The sequence below is a fragment of the Methylomarinum vadi genome (assembly GCF_000733935.1).
Taxonomy (GTDB): domain Bacteria; phylum Pseudomonadota; class Gammaproteobacteria; order Methylococcales; family Methylomonadaceae; genus Methylomarinum; species Methylomarinum vadi.
The window spans coordinates 2,066,131-2,084,541 of the sequence record NZ_JPON01000001.1; the positions used below are offsets into that span (position 1 = coordinate 2,066,131).

Here is an 18,411-nt window from a genome sequence, read left to right on the forward strand (position 1 = left end):
CATCATGCAAGTTGATCTCATTATCGAAGCACGCTGGATTATACCCGTTGAACCGGCGTCCGTAATCCACAGAAACCACAGCCTGGTCGTCGACGACGGTAAAATAATTGCGATACTGCCACAGGAAACGGCATTACTACGTTATCAGCCCAACAAAGTGCACAAACTTCATTCTCATGCGCTGATTCCGGGGCTGATCAATTGCCATACTCATGCCAGCATGACGCTGTTGCGTGGCATCGCCGACGACCTGCATCTGATGGACTGGCTGCAACGCCACATCTGGCCGTTGGAGCATAAATGGGTCGGCGAAGCTTTCGTCAGGGACGGCAGCGACCTGGCCATTGCCGAAATGATCCGCGGCGGCACCACCTGCTTCAATGACATGTATTTTTTCCCGGAGGTCACCGCGCATCGTGCCATCCATCACGGCATCCGCGCCAGCATCGGGCTGATCGCCGTCGATTTTCCCTCGGCCTGGGCGGAAAACAGCGAAGCTTATATCGAGAAGGGCCTGGCTTTGCATGACGAACTACGCCATGAACCGTTGATCACGACGGCCTTTGCACCGCATGCACCTTACACCGTCTCCGACGAACCATTACGCAAAATACGCATGTTCGCCGACGAACTGAACCTGCCGGTGCATATACATGTACACGAAACACGGCATGAAGTCGAGGAACAACAACAAAAGACCGGACGCAGGCCATTGCAACGTCTGGAAGAACTCGGCCTGCTCAGTCCTTCGCTATTAGCGGTGCACATGACCCAATTGACGCCTGCTGAAATCGCCCGCTTCGCCGAAAGCGGCGGCCATATCGTGCATTGCCCGGAATCGAACCTGAAACTGGCCAGCGGTTTCTGTCCGGTGGCGCAATGTCTGGACGCCGGAATCAATGTCGCGCTGGGCACCGATGGCGCCGCCAGTAACAACGATCTCGACATGCTGGCGGAAATGCGCAGCGCCGCGCTGCTCGGCAAGGGCGTCAGCGGCGACGCCTCGGCCGTTCCGGCGCAAACCGCGCTGCAGATGGCTACGCTCAACGGCGCCAAGGCCTTGGGCATCGACGAACTGACCGGGTCGCTGACGATTGGCAAGGCGGCCGACGTGGTCGCCATCGACCTTAGCGAACTGGAAACCCAGCCGCTATATCATCCGCTGGCGCAAATCGTCTATTCGGCCAGCCGCCACCAGGTCACCGATGTCTGGGTGGCCGGCCGGCAATTGTTGAAACAAAGGCGCCTGACCACGCTCGATCTCGACGATCTCCGCGCCAGGATAGATGTTTGGCAGCAACGCCTGTTTGCCGACGACAACAAATAAACAAAAACCTAGTAATATAGTACACTATAGCCAACCAAAAACACTCAAGCCTATGACAGTGACAGAAAACGTACACGCCCACGAAATACATAAATTCGGCTCTCAGGCCGAACGCTGGTGGGACCCTCACGGTGAATTCAAAACACTGCATGACGTCAACCCCTTGCGCCTGCGTTTCATCCAGCAGCATGTCGATTTGCCAGGCAAAAAAGCCGTCGATGTCGGCTGCGGCGGCGGCATTCTGACCGAAGGCCTGGCCAAACACGGCGCCGACGCGCTGGGCATCGACCTGAGCGAAGACCTGATCGATATTGCCGACTTGCATAGTCTGGAATCCGGCGTCAACGTCCGTTACCAGAAAATCAGCGCCGAAGCGTTGGCCGAACAACAACCGAGCAGCTTCGACCTGGTCACCTGCATGGAAATGCTGGAGCATGTCCCCGATCCCGGCTCGATCATCGGCGCTTGCGCCAAATTGGTCAAGCCGGGCGGTATGGTGTTTTTTTCGACCTTAAACCGGGTGCCTAAAGCTTATTTGCTGGCAATCGTCGCGGCCGAATATCTCATGAAAATGGTGCCTAAGGGGACCCACGATTACAAAACCTTCATCAAACCGTCGGAATTGAGCCAGGCCGCCCGTCACGCCGGACTCGAGCTGCAATCCCTGATCGGCATCGAATACAACCCGCTCAGCAAACGTTTCAGTCTGGGCAAGGACATCGACGTCAATTACATCGCGGCCTTTCAACGTCCCGAATAACCATGAGCCGAAAATTCAAGCTGGCCTGCGTGCTATTCGATTTGGACGGTACCTTGGTCGATACCGCGCCGGATCTGGTCGTTTGCCTGAACCGGGCGATCGGCAAACACGGTTTTCGTTCGGTCGACGTTGCCGAAATCAGGCCCTTTATCTCCCACGGCGCCGCGGCCATGATCAAACAGGCCGCGACAGGGTCCGACGAGCGGCTGCAGCGCGTTATGCTGGCCGACATGCTGGACGATTACCAGAACAATATCGCCGCGCACAGCCGTTTTTTCGCCGGGATCGCGGAAACATTGGATTTCATCGAATGCAACGGCTTGAAATGGGGGGTCGTTACCAACAAGCTGGAACGCTTCACGTTGCCGTTGATGGCGGCATTGCAACTGACCGAACGGGCCGCCTGCATCATCAGTGGCGATACCACGGCCAACAGCAAGCCCCATCCCGAACCGATGCTGACCGCCTGCCGGCACGCTCAAGTGGAACCGGAGCATTGCCTTTACATCGGCGACGCCAGCCACGACATCACCGCCGGCAAAAATGCCAACATGAAAACGCTGGCGGCATTGTACGGTTATCTGAAAGACGATGACCGCCCCGACACCTGGGGGGCCGACGGCTTGATTTCGTCTCCCGAACAACTGACTTCCTGGATTCAATCATCAGCATGCTATTAAAAGATCAAGTCATCTTAATCACCGGTGCGGGTGGCGGCCTCGGCGGCACGGCGGCTTTGGCATTGGCCAAGCAAGGCGCGCACATCATCCTACTGGACAAGAGCATTCCCAAAATGGAGAAGGTCTACGACGCCATCGTTGGTCAAGGCGGCCCGGAACCGGTCATGTACCCGTTCGATCTCGCCGGCGCCAATGAAGCTCAATATTTTGAGCTGGCCGAGGTCATCGATAAACAATACGGTTCCCTGCAAGGCCTGCTGCATTCCGCGGTGGAACTGAGCGCTTACTCCCCTGTCTGTAATATCAAGACGCAGGAATGGGGCCACAGCCTGAATGTTAACCTGAATGCGCCGTTTCTGTTGACCCGGGTGTTGTTGCCGGTACTACAGAAGAGCGAACATGCTTCGGTCGTGTTCACGTCCGATTCCTCGGCCCGCAAGGCGCCAGCTTACAGCGGCGCCTACGGCGTGGCGAAAATAGCCCTGGAAGGCTTCGCCAAAATCCTGGCCGAGGAATTGGAAGCCGGTCAAAAAATCCGCGTCAACACATTGGTTCCCGGCCCGGTCGATTCGCCGTTGCGCAAGAAAGTTTATCCCGCCGAGGATAAAACCCGGCTACCGGCGATGGATTCGTTGGATGCGGTATACGTTTATTTATTCAGCAACGATAGCCTGGAAATTAGCGGCCAGACCATCGATGCGCAAACATTCACAACCCGATAGCGTTATGTCTGAAAGAGAAGTTGTCCAATTAACCCGAGATGTCAATGTCATCACCGTACCGGATGGTAATCACGGCACCCTGAGCAAGGGCCATGAAGTCACCATCCATCAATCCCTGGGCTCCAGCTTTACCGTCGTGACCGAACACGGCCACATGGTACGCATCGCCAGCAGCGACGCCGACGCCTTGGGCAAGGAATCGCACGAACTTCACACATTGGTTTCCGAAACCGACCCCGAAGCCGTCGAAAAAAACTGCTGGGAAGTCATGAAGACCGTCTACGACCCGGAAATACCGGTCAATATCGTCGATTTGGGCCTGGTTTACCATTGTAATGTCACGCCTAACGACAAGGGCGGTAACGATGTGCATATCATGATGACGCTGACGGCCCCCGGCTGCGGCATGGGACCGGTCATCCAAAGCGATGTGGAGAAATCGGTCCGCGCCTTGCCCGGCGTCGACTCGGTCAATGTCGAGATCGTCCTGGACCCGCCTTGGTCGCGGGAAATGATGTCGGAAGTCGCCCAAGTGCAATTAGGCTTGTTTTAAGAATTGGGTGCATGAAATGCACTCAACTCTAGCCGGCATGCAGTTGCTGCCCCAGCTTCACCCTTTCCGCCACCGCATCAGGCAACTGCCTAACCGTCTCGATCTGGCGTAAAAAAGGCAATAGCCCTTTTTGATTGGCGATTTGTATGCTCAAGCCCGGACGCGCATTGATTTCCAGCATCAGCGGCCCGAGCTTGGCATCCAGCACGATATCGACACCGATATAGCCCAACGAGACCATTTCCTGACAACCTGCCGCCAACGACATGATTTGCCCCCAATCCGGGATTTCCAGGCCTTCTATTTCGTAGCCGGTATCCGGATGGTGCGAGACGATTTCCTCCCGCCATACGCCTTTTAACGTCCGCCCAGTGGCCAGATTGATACCGACGCCTATGGCACCCTGATGCAGGTTGGCCTTGCCATCGGAAAGCCGGGTCGGCAGCCTGAGCATCGACATGACCGGCACCCCTCTGAAGACGATGGTTCGAATATCCGGCACTCCTTGATAACTGATATGTTCGAATACCGAGGAAAATTCGACCCGGTACTCAATCAGCGCCTTATCGGGCTGACCGCCCAAGCTATACATGCCGCTGAGAATATTGGAAATATGATGGCCGATTTCGGCCTCGCTGAGCAGGGTACCGTTCAATTTGCGGTACAAATCCTTGCTGCGCCCCTTGATGATCAAAATTCCTTCTCCGCCGCTACCGTGGGCCGGCTTAACGGCGAATTCATCGTAGCCGGCCAGAATTTGCGCCAACCGGTCGATCTGGTGCTCGATTTCAACCACCGCATACAACTGCGGAACGGCGACTCCCGCATCCAACGCCATTTGCTTGGTCTGGAGCTTATCGTCCACCAGCGGATAGTAATGCCTGGGATTGTAACGGGAAATATAATCGCCATTGCGCTGATTCATGCCCAATAACCCGAATTGACGCAATCTACGAGCCGCAAACAAATAGTTTTTCCAACTCATGACGCTTATTTCAACAAGGCCCTAAAACGCCAAAGTTCGGTCAGACGGTATCCGGTGTAACGGCCAAGCAGCAATGTAATACCCAACAGGAAAAATAATAATTCCGGAAACACGAAAATCAGATGCTCCAACAGCGGATTGGTCATTAACAGATAGCCGATCGAGGCGATGAACAAACTGCCGATGCCTTGCTGCAACGCTTCGGCCGGGCCCAGTTCTTCCCATACCAACGACATCCTCTCGATGGTCATGGTGAGAATGACCATTGGGAACAACGCCACCGAGAGACCCCGGTCGATTCCCAATTTATGGGTCAACAAGCTCAAAAAGAGCATTAGAATGACCACGATGATCAGCACGGCCGCCAAACGCGGCACTAACAGCAAATGCAGATATTCCAGATAAAACCGCAACATCAATCCCAACGCGACCATCACGGTAAACAATACCAATCCCCAAGCCAACTCCGTTTCGCGAAAAGCCAGGGCGATCAAGATCGGCATGAAGGTGCCGAAACTCTTGATGCCGATCAGATTGCGCAAGACCACGATCAATAAAGCGCCTAACGGCATCATCAATAAAATGCGATAAACATTCTGCGTCTGAATCGGCAAATTGAACAGGGACCAGGCCATGACGCTGGAATGTTTGACATCGGAGCGCTGCTGCGCGATGTACTCCGCCTCTTGAAACTGTTTATGCACGGAAAACTCGACCTTGGCCGCCCTGCCCCCTTTCACCGTCAACAAGGGATCCTGGCCGATATTCCAGACAAACGAATTTTCCGGAAACCCGGCTTCTCCACGACTGCTGCCGGGATCGAAAGCCACCCACTCACTGCCGTCGTATATCTGCAACCAGGGCGTCAGCTGGCCATGCCGGATACCGTCTTTCAATAACAGAATGTTAGCCTTTCGCGCGGGAATCCTGGCGCCCGCCAGGATACTGATAATACGTTCGACCCACAACTCGGGCTTTTCCGCCCCTTTGCGTAATAATTGGATATTGTCATCGGCATCCTTCGCATTCAGGCGCAACAATAATTCATGAGTGAACGAGCGAGTATCGGCCGATTTGCTGCGAACCTCGTCGAGCAAGGCGTCGACGGCAGTCTGCATCATGTCGGGATAGGATTTTTTCAAAGGATAACGCGCGCCTTCCTCCGGTTCTGGCACTTGTTTTTCGGCGATAATCTGCATCCGGTAATACAGAGACTGGCTGCCTTTGGGACGGCGCAACGTCCAACGCACCAAGCGATTCCTGTTTGCTTCTTCCAGAGTCATGCCGTAGCGCCCGGAAATAAAGCTTTCATCCAGAATGAAGTAATCCTGCGGTTTCTTGGGCAGCAATAAATCCACCTTGGCGGGCCCCCTGTTGGCCTTAAAACTGATCCTGGCCTCAACAGCCCATACTTCCGACTGCTCCGCCGGCAACAACGGCAATTTTAATTCCGTGACTTTATAAAAGCAGATCGCGATGCTGATCACGATCAAGGCCAGCGACAGGATGATGACATGCAAATTCTTCAAGCTTTATTATCCTTTTTCATGCAATGATTGCTAGCCCCATTACTCAGTTGCGGCAGTCGCTTGCTTGCAAAAAACAACAGTTTCTTCATCTCTATGCATGAAGGTAGCGCCCGGATCGATCAGAAAATTGTCTTTTAAAAAACGCCGCCCCAATAAGACCGGATAATTGAAATTTCCTCGATCGGCCAACGTAAACTGCGCGGTGTAGAAACGCGAATCGATGCAAAACGACATTTCCACCACAGGCCTCGATACCGGCGGTAAATTATGGCGCTTAATTTTGACTTCTCTCAATAACGGAACCTCAATCGCATGTTGAACCGCTTTTTTTCTTCGCCCTTTAGGCAGATCGAAACGTACCCAAGTTTTATTGTCACGCTCGAAATACTCGAGATTATCGGCATGAATCGACGATGTTTTGGCGCCGCTATCCAACTTGGCTTTCAGTTTTATTTGCCAGGGATGGAGAACCACCATTTCCAGCCATCCGGCAATAATGCGTTCATTTTTCTGCGTCGCGCCAACCGGGAAGATCGCCAATAGTGCCGCGAGCAACACCATGATAGGTAAATTTCTTAACATGCTTTCCGCTTGTCTGAATAGATTAAAACCAATGCGAAGCGCATATTATCCGTAATCCCAACTTAAAGGAATCTTAAATTGCAATTTAACCTTATCGATCGCAAAAAAGATTCGCCAACAGACTCTTAGTCGAACTTTCGACGGCAAAAATTTGCCGGAATTTTGACACCGGCCGCCGCCAGCGTTGCCAACACAACTCTAACCGATTGATAATAATAAAGTTATAAGCATTGGCATAAAACGCGCTTATTCGAAATACCTTCACTTTACCAGTGCCTGTGGTCATGAAAAAGAAAATCGCCAATTTAGCCGTTGTCAATAATAAGACCTACGAAGCAACTCGTGCCACCAACCTGCAACACTATGACATCAGTAGCGCCCTGCAAACCACACTGAATTTTCATGAACTGATCACTATTTTCTGCGAGAAAATTCACCTAATGATTCCGCATGATGGGATGGTGTATTGCAACCCTCAATTCAACCTGGAATTCAAGAAAGGCATGAATACCCGCCATTCCTGCAGTTACAAGTTGACCATAGAAGACTTACCCCTGGGAGAACTGCGCTTGATGCGGCGCCAACGCTTCGGCAACGAAGAACTAAAACTGTTGGAAGCCTTGTTGTGTTGCCTGATTTATCCCCTGCGAAACGCGACGATGTATCAGCAAGCGCTGCAAATGGCCCAAACCGACCCGTTAACAAAAACCAAAAACCGGACCGCCTTTAATGAAGCCATCGCCCGGGAATTCAAGCTGGCCAACCGCAATAGCAAACACCTCTCCTTAATCTTCGTGGATATCGATCATTTCAAATCGATCAATGACAATCACGGTCATGAATGCGGCGATATCGCCTTGGCCTCGGTCGCCAACCTGATCAAGGATTCCATTCGCGGCAGCGATATATTGTTTCGTTATGGCGGCGAGGAGTTTGTCATTTTACTCAGCGAAACAAGCCTGGATGATGCCGAAGACATCGCCGAAAGAATCCGTCTAGTCATCTACAACCATACGCTGGCCTATGGCATGCAAACGCTGAATATGTCAGTGAGCCTGGGCGTCAGTTCACTAAGGGGTAATGACAGCATCGGGTCATTTATCAAACGCGCAGACCGCGCCATGTACCTGGCCAAGGCTAATGGCAGGAATCAAGTTAAACGGGCCCAATAAAAGAAAAATGGCGCTCCAACGAGCTACCTGAGAGACCGTTCTGATTCGAGAATACGGTCCTTTAACGCCAACAACTGTTCATGCTTAGGGACGGCCTCCAAACCCGCCTCGATTTTCGCCAGACTGCCTTGGTAATCTCCTTGTTCGTACAATTCCATAGCCTGTTGCAATACCAGATCCGCGATTTTTTTCAATCCATCCTGAGCTTGTTGATTGTACGGATCTATTTTCAACACCTGGCGATAAGCCCACATAGCATTGCTGCCCGACGGTGCCGTCAAATATCCGACTTCAAAATGAATCTGGGCCAGCTCGAGAAAGTCCTTGACCGCCAGTTCCTGTTCCGGGGTCAGTTGAACGATCTTGTCATCGACAAAATCATATTCCTTGAAGACGTAATAATAACTTCCAGCCACCCCCAACAGGACGATAACAACGCTTCCGGCGAATACTTTCGGCCAGATCGACTTCGGTTCGATCTCATCCAGAAAGGCATCGACGGTCGGGGTGCGTAGTTCGCGCTTGAATTCCAGGGCATGACTCAACGCCATACGCTGGCGGCGATCCAAGCCGGGTATGACCGGCACTTGGAGATTGACTTCCATGGCCTTTTGCGCGGATAGCTTGCCGAACGGATGCTTGCCGGCGAGAATTTCAAAACAGACGCAGGCCAGCGCATAAACATCATCGGCCGGGTCGGGCTCCTTGCCCTGCAGCATTTCCAGGCTCGCGTAGGCCGGCGTCAAGGCCCCCAAATCGCGCGCATTGAACACGGTATCCTCGACATGCGATTCCGAGCGCGCCGCGGCGCAAGCGATGCCGAAATCCAATACCTTGACGCCGCCTTCCGAGGTGATGAACACGTTGCCCGGCTTGAAATCGGAATGGATGATGTTTTTCTTATGCGCGTAAGCCAAGGCCAGGGCCAGCCCCTTGATAATATGCCAGGCTTTTTTAAAGGAAATTCCGTCGGCGCCTTCTTCCCTGAGATATTGCGACAGGGATTTTCCTTCCAGTAATTCCATGACCATGAAAACATTACTGCCGTCGCGGTCGAAGTCATACACCGTAACGATATTGGGATGGGCCAGAATCTGCGATTTCTTGGTTTCCCGCTGCAGGGCGATAAACAATTCAGGATCGTCTCTGAATTCGTCGTTCAACACCTTGATGGCGACATCGGGTTGATGATCCTGCGCCTCCTCCCGACGCAAATCGGTGGCTCGGAACACGGTACCCATGCCGCCGCTGCCCAATACTTCTTTCAAGACGAAACGTCTTTGCAATATCGAACCGACCCGCAGAGTTTCCGACGGTTTACCCTTCGGCACCGGGCGAAGTTCGGGCTCCAACACTGTCGCATCGTTTTCCAATTGCGTGCGAATCACCGTCTCTTGCTCCGCCCCGTTTTGCCCGGCGTTATGAATGACAGTCAATTCATCCTGGTTTTGCTCATGTTCGTTCATTGCGTGTTGTTCGAGTCGTTAAGCCGTAAGTCGTCTGCAAACAAGCCCTAATTCACGCTCGGCACGAAAAAGAACGGGCTGCCTTCATGGCCGGCGTGCAGCATGGCCGAATATTGCGGCAATTGTTGAAAGCCGACGAGGGCCGCGGATTGTTTGACCTGTTTAGAGACCTCCCTGAACAATTCATAATCTTCCAACAAACCATGGTTATTCTGCAACACCTTCAAAAAAGCCTTGGCGAATACCGAATGCTGCCCGCCTCCGGTATCCAGCACCGGTTTCACGCCTCCCGAGGTCAACACCGTCCGGGCCTTACGCCTGACCATGAACTGCAGCCATTTCTTGCGTTTCGCCTCGGCCATTTGCTCGGGCAAGCGGGCGACGGCGGTTTGCGTCATCGCCCCGGAATAACAGGAATCGGCCACGACCAGAATATGCCTGGCCGGGATGATATTCAAAAACTGGGTGATACTGTGGCTGGACAACCAATTAGCGGCATTGTCCGGTTCGGCATCGGTAGGCAGCCAATAGGCGCTTTGGTCGGATTTGTCGATTTCGCCATGGCCGGCATAATAAATCAGCAAATTATCTTTTTCGGTCAATTTCTTGCGTAATTCATTGAATGCCGTCATCACCTGGTGGCGATCGGCATTGATCAACAAGGTCGTTTTATAACCGTAGCGGGTACGCAAGATTTCATCCACCGCTTTGGCGTCTTCGACCGACGTACTCAACGAAGGTAATTGCGCATAATTCTGGTTACCGATTACCAAGGCATAAAAGCGGCCGAAATCGACGGACGGATAGGTGCGCGAAACGGCTCTGCTCGGCGGTGCTTGCTCCACGCCAGTAGAAGCCTTCGACTTTGCCAACAAATTGAAATTAACGATGCTTGGATTGCCTCTCTTATAAGTGGCAACGATTTCGACCGGATTCAGTTCATCATTAATCGGAATCAGACTGTGAAAAATTCCGCGTTGGTCGACCCGGGTTTCCTGTCCGTTCACCGTTAACGTCTTCAATGCATCGACCGCGGCGACCTTGCCGATGATTTTTTTGCTCGGCGCGATCGACCTGAGCTGGTAACTCGGAATACCGCGCGTCAAAACCAAGGCCGGCATGTCCGGTTCGATGATCTCGATGCCGGCTTGCGCCAGCGTGATCTTGTTCTGGCCGTTCTGCTCCAGACTGGCGAGAATTTTTTCATTGTCGCCAATATTCGCTTTCAATTGCTTAATTTGTTGCCCCTTGGCCAACAAGTCCGCCTTTTCGGCCTCCAGCCGAGTGCGTAAATGTTCGACCGCCAACTTGTCCTGAGTCGTAACCGCCCGCGCCGATTTTTCCTCGATCAGCTTCATATCGCTTTTAATCCGTATAAAGGTGTCCTGATATTCGGCTTCCTTGCTTTTCAACTGCCGTTTTTGATCGTCCAACAATAACCGGGAAGCGGATATTTCCGCCTGTTCCCGCTCTTGTTGATTCATCGTGGCCGCCATTTTCGCTAGTGCGGCCTTCTGGTCGTTATAGGAAGACTGATTGTTTTTAAGTTGTTGTTCCAACTTTTCGATCAATTGCCGATCGCCGCCACTCTTGCTTTTTTCCTGCTGCAATTGCTTTCGGGTGTCCTCGAGCTTATTCTTGAGCGACTGCAAATTGCGTTGTTGCGTCGCATAGTTTTGCTGTGCCCGGTTCAGTTGTTGGCGTAAAGTCTCCGCTTGTTTCTGGTAGCTTGACGAAGTTTGCCGTAAATCCTCCAGTTGCTTTTCATATCCGGCCGACACCTGCGCGGCGGTGATCGAGGCGAACTGCAAATCGGTGTCGTCCAATCCGGACGCCTTACGATACCAGTTCAATGCTTCCGGCAAATTCTTTTCCACTCCCAGTCCCTTTTCATATAAATGGCCTAGATTGATTTGCGCATTGGAGTTGCCTTGCTCGGCGGCCTTGCGATACCACATCGCGGCCAATGCCGGGTCCGCCATTCCGCCCAGTCCTTTTTCATAAATTTCTCCAACCAAGACCTGCGCCTGGGCGTCCCCCTGCTTGGCCTGTGGCAACCAAACCCGCAAGGCCGAGGCATAATTGGCCCGGTCGTAGGCGACATATTCGCCTCCGCGAATCTCGCAATCAGCGGCTGTGGTCTTGATCGGCCTCCGCGCCGACAAATACGTCATTTGACTGCCCAGCTTGCGTATCTGCCCCGGCAACAAACAATCGACGACAAACAGTTTGTCGGTCTGTTCGGCGTTATAACCTTCGCTTGCTCTCAGGTCCGCGCCATCGCTGACCAGCCCCGATTGGCAACCTAGCAACAAGGCAAGAGGAAAAATGATCAGCTGACTTTTGCTAATAGATCTGTGTACTCCAGACGATGATTTTTGTGACCGCAACATTGACAACCCCTATTGAAACAACCGGCAAACAATCTGTTTATCATAGCCCACAATCGCGAACCTACTAAACAAACTGTCCCGCACACCACCCCGAAGACCAGGCCCATTGAAAATTATAACCCCCCAACCAGCCGGTGACGTCCACCACTTCGCCGATGAAATAAAGCCCTGGCACCTTGCGGCTTTCCATCGTCTTCGAAGACAGTTCGTCGCAATCCACCCCGCCGACGGTGACCTCGGCAGTTCGATAACCTTCCGTGCCGTTCGGCTTCAGGGTCCATTGCTTAAGCTGTCGGACGATCGCCTCAAGCTGGTTGTCGGAACAATTTTGCAGTGTCTCGTCCATCGTATTCTCATCGAGCAACGCTTCCAATAGGCGCTTGGGCAGATAGTTCGCTAACAGCGTTCTGATCTTGACGTTTGTCTTGTTACGACGTTGCTTTTTCAGTGCTGGTTCCAGATCCACTTCGGGCAACAAATCGATTTCGATCGCTTCGCCCAAACGCCAATAGGAGGAAAGTTGCAAAATGGCCGGTCCGCTTAGCCCCCGATGAGTAAACAAAATATTTTCTTGAAAACTGTTGCGTTCATTGGATACCGCGGCAGGCACGGCGATACCGGACAACCTGGCAAATTGCTCTTTGTCTTGCTGCCGCCAGGTAAAAGGCACCAACCCGGCATGGGTGGGAACCACGGCAAGACCAAACTGTTCGGCCAAGCGGTAGCCAAACGGCGAGGCCCCCATTTTCGGTATCGACAAACCGCCGCTCGCTACGACCAATTTGTCGCAAACGATCTCGCCTTGTTCTGTAAACAGACGAAATCCGTCCTGTCGTTCGACCTTCAGGATCTTGCAATTCAGTTGTATGGAGACAGCGTATTTACCGCATTGGTCGAGCAGCATGGCGAGGATATCGCGGGCGCTGTTATCGCAAAACAATTGTCCGTGATCGCGTTCATGATAAGAAATGCTGTATTCATTGATCAGCGCCAAAAAATCCCACTGCGTGTAACGGCTCAGGGCCGACTTGCAAAAATGCGGGTTGCACGACAGATAATTCTCCGCAACGACCGAGTAATTGGTGAAATTGCAGCGCCCACCGCCGGACATCAGGATCTTCTTCCCCGCCTTATTGGCATGATCCAACACTAAAACCCGCCGACCGCGCTTGCCGGCCTCGATCGCACACATCAAACCGGAAGCGCCGGCGCCTATAATGACCACGTCCGGGCCGGTCAAAAAAACGTTCTTCATCACTCGAAAAGATTAATTTAACGCCGCCTTGTATTGGGCGGCAAAAAACGGTACAAATAAAGACTGATTCTATCAGACCTCAGAGCCTGGCTTTGTGACGACACTTTATTTCTATCACGATGACTTCCTGCGGCACGATACCGGGGAATTCCACCCGGAATCCAGCGCCAGGCTCACCAGTATCAATTCCGCTCTGAATACCCCCGCCTTCGACCGATTAACCAGAATGACGCCGGTTTTATTGGACGATATCGAAGAACATATTGCGCTGATTCACACGGCGGACTATATACAAACGATACATCGAACGACCCCGCGCCATGGACAGGCTTCGTTAGATGCCGATACCGTGCTCTCTCCGGGCTCTTACCAAGCGGCGCTACTGGCCGCCAGCGCCGTTTGCGGCGCACTCGACCGGGTCGTCGCCAAACAAGCCGATAACGCTTTTTGCGCGGTGCGTCCGCCAGGCCATCATGCCGAAGAAAGCCACGCCATGGGATTTTGCCTGTTCAACAACATCGCCGTCGCCGCCGCTTACGCCCGTAAATTTCACGGCGTCGACCGCTTGGCGATCGTCGATTTCGACGTCCACCACGGCAATGGCACCCAACAAGCCTTTTACCGGACGGCTGAAGTCATGTATGCTTCAAGCCATCAAATGCCGCTTTTTCCCGGCACCGGCCACCCCAGCGAGACCGGTGTCGGCAACATCGTTAACGTCCCGTTGAGCGCGGGCGACACTGGAATACAATTCAGGGAGAAATACCGTAACATCATTTTACCGGCGCTGAGAAAATTCAAACCGGAACTTATTTTGCTTTCGGCCGGCTTCGATGCGCACAAAGCGGACCCTCTGGCGTCGATCATGCTGGAAAGCGAGGATTTTCATTGGGTGACTCGACAAGTCATGGAAATTGCCGCTACCTGTTGTTCCGGCCGCATTATTTCCGTCCTCGAAGGCGGCTACGATCTACCGGCGTTAGGGGAAAGCGCCGCCGCCCATGTCAGCGCCCTGATGAACAGTCAATAATGAGCAATCCTTTTCAAATCAGCGCCGCAACAGGCGCTAAAAATTCTTAATCATTTAACTTAACCAACATATAGGCCACCACATGAATACCAAATACAGTTATTCGTTCAACACCGGCGATGGCAAAAATAAAGCCTTACTGGGCGGCAAAGGAGCCAATCTCTGCGAAATGACGCAGATCGGCTTGAATGTTCCGCCGGGCTTCGTAATTACTACCGAAACCTGTTTGACCTATCTGGAAATGGGCAAACTGCCGGATGATTTGATGGGCGAAGTCCGCGAGCAAATCAAGGAGATTGAAAAGAAAACCGGCAAAGAATTCGGCAGCGCCTCCGATCCGCTGCTAGTCTCGGTGCGCTCCGGTTCGGCCATTTCGATGCCGGGCATGATGGACACCATTCTCAACCTTGGGTTGAACAAACAGACGCTGCAAGGCTTGATCGAGCATACCGGCGACCCGCGTTTCGCCTACGACGCCTATCGCCGCTTCATCCAGCTGTTCGGCAAAGTCGCCCTCGGCATCGACGACGAGAAATTCGACGTCCATTTCGAAGGGGTCAAACGCAAAGCCGGCATCAAGGCCGATGTCGGCCTGAGCAGCGAGCAATTGCATGAAATCAGCGATTTGTTCCTGCAAGTCGTGCATGAAGAAACCGGCCACCCGTTCCCGGAAGACGTCTACGAACAATTGGAAATCGCCATCAAGGCGGTATTCAATTCCTGGATGGGCAAACGCGCGGTCGATTATCGCCGCGAATTCCATATTACACCAAATGTCGCCAACGGCACCGCCGTCAATATCGTCACGATGGTGTTCGGCAACATGGGCAACGACTGCGCCACCGGCGTCGGCTTCACCCGTAATCCAGGAACCGGCGTCAACGAAATGTATGGCGAATACCTGATCAATGCCCAGGGCGAGGATGTCGTGGCCGGTATCCGTACCCCCAAGCCCGTACATGAAATGGCCAATGAAATGCCGGAGCAATACGCTCAGCTGGTGGCCTTGCGCAATAAACTGGAAGCGCATTACAAGGAAGTACAGGATTACGAATATACGATAGAACGCGGCGTACTGTACTGCCTGCAAACCCGTAACGGCAAGATGAACGCCGCAGCCATGGTGAAAACCTCGGTGGACATGGTCAACGAAGGCCTGATCAGCCGCGAACAGGCCCTGCTGCGGATCGACCCCGAACTGCTGGAACAATTGCTGCATCCGCAACTGGCACCGGACCACGGACATCCGCCGTTGGCGCAAGGCCTTCCGGCCTCGCCCGGCGCCGCCAGCGGCAAATGCGTGTTCGATGCCGATACCGCCGAACGCTTGGGCCGGTTAGGCGAGGACATCATTCTGTTGCGCGAAGAAACCAAGCCGGAAGATATCCACGGTTTCTTCGCCTCCCAGGGTATTTTGACCAGCCGCGGCGGCAAAACCTCGCACGCGGCCGTGGTCGCTCGCGGCATGGGCAAAGCCTGTGTCGCCGGCGCCGAAGACATCGCCGTCGATGTCAGGGCGCGCATGGCCGTGGTTGGCGATGTGCACATTCGCGAAGGCGATATCATCACCATCGACGGCAGCACCGGCGATATTTATTTGGGACGTATTCCTACCATGAAGGCGAGTTTTTCCGAGGAACTAAAAACCCTGTTGGGCTGGGCCGATGACATCGCCGAAATTAAGGTTCACGCCAACGCCGACACGCCGGACGGCGCCAAACTGGCCTTCGAGTACGGCGCTCAGGGCATCGGCCTGTGCCGCACCGAACGCATGTTTAACGCCTCCGACCGGCTGCCGCTGGTGATAGACATGATCATCGCCGACAACCTGGAGACCCGCGAAGCGGCACTGGCCAAATTGTTTCCGATACAGCGCGACGATTTCCGCCAGTTGTTCGAAGCGATGTCGCCGCATCCTGTCACAGTACGCCTGCTCGACCCCCCCATGCACGAATTCCTGCCTAGCGAACACCAGCTGGAAGAGGAGATCGATGCCCTGCAACATTACGCCAAAATCGTCATGGGCCAAAAAGTTACCCTGGATACGATGGGCTCGCATGAATCCCTGCCCTCGCCTTTCAACATGCTAAACGATGAAGTCATTCACGAAGCGATCGAAAAGAAACAGATCATGCTGCGTAAGGTGCGGGAACTCTACGAGGTCAACCCGATGCTGGGTCACCGTGGGGTGCGCCTGGGGATGAGCTATCCGGAAATCTATCGCATGCAGATCCGCTCCATTCTGGAAGCGGCCGCGATGTGCGCCAAGCAACGCCTGACCGTTCATCCGGAAATCATGGTGCCGCAGGTGATCACCTCGCAAGAGCTGAAGAAGGTCAAGGAGATCGTCGACCAAGTCCGACAGGAAGTGGAATCGCAGTATCGAATCGAGCTCAATTTCAAATTCGGCACGATGATCGAGACGGTACGCGCCTGCACCCGCTCGGGCGATCTGGCCAATGTCGCCGAATTTTTCTCGTTCGGCACCAACGACCTGACCCAGGCAACCTTCTCGTTCTCGCGCGAGGACGCGGAAAACAAGTTCCTGCCGCTGTATAACGAATCCGGCTTGTTGCAAGACAACCCGTTCGAAATTCTTGATGTCAAAGGGGTCGGTCAGCTAATGAAGATGACCGCCGAACTCGGCCACGCCACCCGTCCGGATATTCGCATCGGAATTTGCGGCGAGCAAGGCGGTCATCCGCAATCGATCCGTTTTTGTCATCACATCAAACTGAACTATGTCTCCTGCTCGGCCCCGCGCATTCCGGTCGCCAGACTGGCGGCGGCGCATGCCAAGCTGTTGGAAAATAGTTACTCTCTATAAATAATAAGCCGGGTTAAGCAACGGAGTGCACGGCCCGGCTTATTTCGCGATTAGAATTTGTCCTGGTCCCGGCCGAAATCACGATGGTATGGACCGGCCGGCAAGCCTTTCGGCGGTTGAAAGGCGAGATAATTGGCCTGGCGCGCCAGCGGCAGATAATCGGTGAAAATCGCATTGACCGCCGCGGAAACGGCCATCGCCACCAGCCCCGCCAAACCGCTGCTGCCGGGAGCAGTGCCGGAATCATGGGTATAGGTCTGTTTGTTTTGCCACAGAACCATACCGGTTTTGGTGTCTTTCAACACATATTCCATTTCCACCACTACGACGGAAGCCAACAGCAAATATTTAGTGCTCCAGTCCTTGATGGTGACCAACAACACGGCGTCCGCTCCGAACAATTCATAAAACCGTCCGGCCGGCAGTTGATGGATATGCCCCGCTTCCACCAAGCCGAAGTCTTGCAGGATCAAATCGGTCAAATAAACGGGAAACACATAATAGCCGCGTTCCGCCAGAGGCTTGGTAATCGTCGAAATGAAAACGGAGGAAGCCGAGACTTCCGGAGACTCATTGACGACCGGGACGACGACTATGGAGCGCGGGCGGTGGGCGTAAAATGCATCGAGATCGACTTTGGGCCGAACCGTGCAGCCGGCCAGTAAAGCGGCGGCCAATATCAATAGGATGCACCATTTCCTCATGGTTCTCTCCCTGAATCGGTCGACGGATTTTCCCGCAGTATTTCCTGTTCCATTTGCAAGCGAACCCGCTCGATCAACTTTTCCATTAACATGACAGATTCCGGATAAGTTCGTTTTTCCTTGTTGAAAAACGCGATAGCGGCCTGCTTATCGCCACGGCGGTAAAGGAGGAAACCGTAATCGGCATAAACACCGGGCGGGACCCGATAATGATTGCGTTCCGCGTCGGTTATCGTTTCCTGCAGGTAGACTTCCGCTTGAGCCGAATTCTGTTCGATATAGCGTTGATAGAGGCTGTCCTCGTAATCGCCCCAATAAAATATTCCGCTAGGTGCGCAGCCGTTTAAAAAAAATGCGAGCGCGACTAACGATAATAATTTGTTGAGATAGGAAGCGAACCCGACTGAATTCTTCCCGATTCCCATA

Annotated in this window: 16 protein-coding genes; 8 read left to right on the forward strand and 8 right to left on the reverse strand. The window is 53.3% G+C overall.

Annotated features, from left to right (window positions below; all coding sequences use genetic code 11):
- The first annotated feature begins 4 nt into the window (after positions 1 to 4).
- Genes EP25_RS0110350 through sufT form a run of 5 tightly spaced genes read left to right on the forward strand, consistent with a single transcriptional unit; the run spans position 5 to position 4,042 of the window.
- Positions 5 to 1,327 (forward strand): TRZ/ATZ family hydrolase, encoded by a 1,323-nt coding sequence (locus EP25_RS0110350; protein WP_031433808.1) that lies wholly within the window; start codon positions 5 to 7, stop codon positions 1,325 to 1,327.
- 52 nt (positions 1,328 to 1,379) lie between these two features.
- Positions 1,380 to 2,087 (forward strand): bifunctional 2-polyprenyl-6-hydroxyphenol methylase/3-demethylubiquinol 3-O-methyltransferase UbiG, encoded by a 708-nt coding sequence (gene ubiG / locus EP25_RS0110355; protein WP_031433809.1) that lies wholly within the window; start codon positions 1,380 to 1,382, stop codon positions 2,085 to 2,087.
- 2 nt (positions 2,088 to 2,089) lie between these two features.
- The gene (locus EP25_RS0110360; protein ID WP_031433810.1) at positions 2,090 to 2,767 is read left to right on the forward strand and encodes an HAD family hydrolase; all 678 of its coding nucleotides are present in this window, start codon (positions 2,090 to 2,092) and stop codon (positions 2,765 to 2,767) included.
- Positions 2,758 to 3,489 (forward strand): SDR family NAD(P)-dependent oxidoreductase, encoded by a 732-nt coding sequence (locus tag EP25_RS0110365; RefSeq protein WP_031433811.1) that lies wholly within the window; start codon positions 2,758 to 2,760, stop codon positions 3,487 to 3,489. The genes EP25_RS0110360 and EP25_RS0110365 overlap by 10 nt, the downstream gene beginning before the upstream one ends.
- A gap of 4 nt (positions 3,490 to 3,493) precedes the next feature.
- A complete protein-coding gene (sufT, locus tag EP25_RS0110370; RefSeq protein ID WP_031433812.1) occupies positions 3,494 to 4,042 on the forward strand; it encodes a putative Fe-S cluster assembly protein SufT in 549 nt (182 codons plus the stop codon).
- A gap of 28 nt (positions 4,043 to 4,070) precedes the next feature.
- Here the strand turns inward: sufT and EP25_RS0110375 are convergent, their stop codons facing one another.
- Genes EP25_RS0110375 through EP25_RS0110385 form a run of 3 tightly spaced genes read right to left on the reverse strand, consistent with a single transcriptional unit; the run spans position 4,071 to position 7,138 of the window.
- The gene (locus EP25_RS0110375; protein ID WP_031433813.1) at positions 4,071 to 5,027 is read right to left on the reverse strand and encodes an alpha-L-glutamate ligase-like protein; all 957 of its coding nucleotides are present in this window, start codon (positions 5,025 to 5,027) and stop codon (positions 4,071 to 4,073) included.
- Between the two features lie 5 nt (positions 5,028 to 5,032).
- On the reverse strand, positions 5,033 to 6,556 hold the full coding sequence (locus EP25_RS0110380; RefSeq protein ID WP_031433814.1) for an inactive transglutaminase family protein: 1,524 nt from the start codon (positions 6,554 to 6,556) through the stop codon (positions 5,033 to 5,035).
- Between the two features lie 39 nt (positions 6,557 to 6,595).
- Positions 6,596 to 7,138 (reverse strand): ATP-dependent zinc protease family protein, encoded by a 543-nt coding sequence (locus EP25_RS0110385; protein ID WP_036300453.1) that lies wholly within the window; start codon positions 7,136 to 7,138, stop codon positions 6,596 to 6,598.
- A 284-nt stretch (positions 7,139 to 7,422) separates the two neighbouring features.
- Between EP25_RS0110385 and EP25_RS0110395 the strand changes: the two genes are divergently transcribed.
- Positions 7,423 to 8,310, forward strand: a complete 888-nt coding sequence (locus EP25_RS0110395) for a GGDEF domain-containing protein (RefSeq protein ID WP_031433817.1) — start codon at positions 7,423 to 7,425, stop codon at positions 8,308 to 8,310.
- 23 nt (positions 8,311 to 8,333) lie between these two features.
- Here the strand turns inward: EP25_RS0110395 and EP25_RS22465 are convergent, their stop codons facing one another.
- The 3 genes from EP25_RS22465 to EP25_RS0110410 form a co-directional block, all read right to left on the reverse strand.
- Positions 8,334 to 9,776: a serine/threonine-protein kinase gene (locus EP25_RS22465; protein WP_051906555.1), complete on the reverse strand. Its 1,443-nt coding sequence runs from the start codon at positions 9,774 to 9,776 to the stop codon at positions 8,334 to 8,336.
- A gap of 47 nt (positions 9,777 to 9,823) precedes the next feature.
- Positions 9,824 to 12,088 carry a caspase family protein gene (locus EP25_RS0110405; RefSeq protein ID WP_235185879.1) on the reverse strand — a complete coding sequence of 755 codons (2,265 nt, stop codon included), beginning with the start codon at positions 12,086 to 12,088 and terminating at the stop codon, positions 9,824 to 9,826.
- A gap of 145 nt (positions 12,089 to 12,233) precedes the next feature.
- Positions 12,234 to 13,424 carry a BaiN/RdsA family NAD(P)/FAD-dependent oxidoreductase gene (locus EP25_RS0110410; protein ID WP_031433820.1) on the reverse strand — a complete coding sequence of 397 codons (1,191 nt, stop codon included), beginning with the start codon at positions 13,422 to 13,424 and terminating at the stop codon, positions 12,234 to 12,236.
- Between the two features lie 94 nt (positions 13,425 to 13,518).
- On the opposite strand from EP25_RS0110410, the gene EP25_RS0110415 reads away from it, so the two are divergent.
- Complete coding sequence (locus EP25_RS0110415) at positions 13,519 to 14,454, forward strand: histone deacetylase family protein (RefSeq protein WP_031433821.1); 936 nt, start codon at positions 13,519 to 13,521, stop codon at positions 14,452 to 14,454.
- An 82-nt stretch (positions 14,455 to 14,536) separates the two neighbouring features.
- Positions 14,537 to 17,281, forward strand: a complete 2,745-nt coding sequence (gene ppdK / locus EP25_RS0110420; protein WP_031433822.1) for a pyruvate, phosphate dikinase — start codon at positions 14,537 to 14,539, stop codon at positions 17,279 to 17,281.
- Positions 17,282 to 17,331: 50 nt separating this feature from the next.
- On the opposite strand, the gene EP25_RS0110425 is transcribed toward ppdK, so the two are convergent.
- Together EP25_RS0110425 and EP25_RS0110430 are read right to left on the reverse strand one after the other, a co-directional pair.
- Complete coding sequence (locus tag EP25_RS0110425) at positions 17,332 to 17,985, reverse strand: DUF799 domain-containing protein (RefSeq protein ID WP_031433823.1); 654 nt, start codon at positions 17,983 to 17,985, stop codon at positions 17,332 to 17,334.
- Positions 17,982 to 18,410, reverse strand: a complete 429-nt coding sequence (locus EP25_RS0110430) for a DUF4810 domain-containing protein (RefSeq protein ID WP_051906557.1) — start codon at positions 18,408 to 18,410, stop codon at positions 17,982 to 17,984. Before EP25_RS0110430 ends, EP25_RS0110425 begins: the two co-directional genes overlap by 4 nt.
- Position 18,411: the final 1 nt, after the last annotated feature.

Coding starts and splice junctions, on each gene's coding strand:
- EP25_RS0110385 (WP_036300453.1), bottom strand. CDS start 7,138: ATGTTAAGAAATTTACCTATCATGGTGTTGCTCGCGGCACTATTGGCG.
- sufT (WP_031433812.1), top strand. CDS start 3,494: ATGTCTGAAAGAGAAGTTGTCCAATTAACCCGAGATGTCAATGTCATC.
- ubiG (WP_031433809.1), top strand. CDS start 1,380: ATGACAGTGACAGAAAACGTACACGCCCACGAAATACATAAATTCGGC.
- EP25_RS0110360 (WP_031433810.1), top strand. CDS start 2,090: ATGAGCCGAAAATTCAAGCTGGCCTGCGTGCTATTCGATTTGGACGGT.
- EP25_RS22465 (WP_051906555.1), bottom strand. CDS start 9,776: ATGAACGAACATGAGCAAAACCAGGATGAATTGACTGTCATTCATAAC.
- EP25_RS0110395 (WP_031433817.1), top strand. CDS start 7,423: ATGAAAAAGAAAATCGCCAATTTAGCCGTTGTCAATAATAAGACCTAC.
- EP25_RS0110425 (WP_031433823.1), bottom strand. CDS start 17,985: ATGAGGAAATGGTGCATCCTATTGATATTGGCCGCCGCTTTACTGGCC.
- EP25_RS0110430 (WP_051906557.1), bottom strand. CDS start 18,410: ATGGGAATCGGGAAGAATTCAGTCGGGTTCGCTTCCTATCTCAACAAA.
- EP25_RS0110375 (WP_031433813.1), bottom strand. CDS start 5,027: ATGAGTTGGAAAAACTATTTGTTTGCGGCTCGTAGATTGCGTCAATTC.
- ppdK (WP_031433822.1), top strand. CDS start 14,537: ATGAATACCAAATACAGTTATTCGTTCAACACCGGCGATGGCAAAAAT.
- EP25_RS0110410 (WP_031433820.1), bottom strand. CDS start 13,424: ATGAAGAACGTTTTTTTGACCGGCCCGGACGTGGTCATTATAGGCGCC.
- EP25_RS0110365 (WP_031433811.1), top strand. CDS start 2,758: ATGCTATTAAAAGATCAAGTCATCTTAATCACCGGTGCGGGTGGCGGC.
- EP25_RS0110350 (WP_031433808.1), top strand. CDS start 5: ATGCAAGTTGATCTCATTATCGAAGCACGCTGGATTATACCCGTTGAA.